Origin of the sequence: Streptomyces sp. MBT53, from assembly GCF_016654115.1 — a bacterium.
Taxonomy (GTDB): Bacteria; Actinomycetota; Actinomycetes; order Streptomycetales; family Streptomycetaceae; genus Streptomyces.
In genome coordinates, this window is the sequence record NZ_JAEQAZ010000469.1 from 1 (window position 1) to 828 (window position 828).

Annotated in this window: 2 protein-coding genes; both read left to right on the forward strand. The window is 72.7% G+C overall.

Going from position 1 to position 828, the window contains the following annotated elements; translation table 11 throughout:
• On the forward strand, positions 1-557 hold a 557-nt coding region (locus JHN45_RS52280), incomplete at its 5' end, for a phosphotransferase family protein (protein ID WP_201056553.1).
• 80 nt (positions 558-637) lie between these two features.
• The coding region (locus JHN45_RS52285; protein WP_201056554.1) for a zf-TFIIB domain-containing protein at positions 638-828 on the forward strand (191 nt) is incomplete at its 3' end.

Sequence of the window (828 nt, forward strand, 5' to 3'; positions counted from 1 at the left end):
TCCCACCCATGCGCGGCCCCCTCAAGGCGGTCCGCGCGATCACCCGCCTCCGCGAGGCCGTCGGGGGCCACCCCGCCGTCGCCCCTGTCCTGCACGCCTGGACCCTGCTCCCGGCGTGGGCCCGCGCGGAGGCACCCCAGCCCGACACGACCACCCTCTGCCACGGCGACCTCCACCTCGGCCAACTCGTCCGCCACCCGGCCCCCGACGGCCCCTGGCTCCTGATCGACGTCGACGACCTCGGCGTAGGAGTCCCCGGATGGGACCTCGCACGGCCCGCCGCCTGGTACGCCTGCGGTCTGCTCCCGCCCGACGAGTGGACCCGCTTCCTGGCCGCGTACCGCGCGGCGGGCGGCCCGGCGGTTCCCGCCGACGGCGACCCCTGGCCCGCCCTGGACGTCCCGGCCCGCGCCCTGACCGTGCAGACCGCGGCCCTCGCCATCGTCAAGGCGGTCGCGGCGGGCCGTCCGCTCGACGAGGTGGAGGAGGCGGTCGTGGACGCCTGTGACCGAATGGGTTCCGTCCCGCCCGAGTTGACGCCCGGATTCGCGAAGTAGGGTGCAACCGACCGGGGTCGGACGGAGTCTGTCCTGGGGAAACACGAAGACGTACCAACGGCCGAGGAGTTGAGCCGAGCATGCAGTGTCCGAAGTGCCATGCGCCGATGCACACGTACAACCGCAACGGTGTCCAGATCGAACAGTGCAGCAACTGCCGGGGGATCTTCCTCGACTACGGCGAGCTGGAGGCGCTGACCCGCGTGGAGTCGCAGTGGCAGCAGCCCGCCCCGCCGCCACAAGAGCTTCGGCCACATGCTGTTCTCCAGCT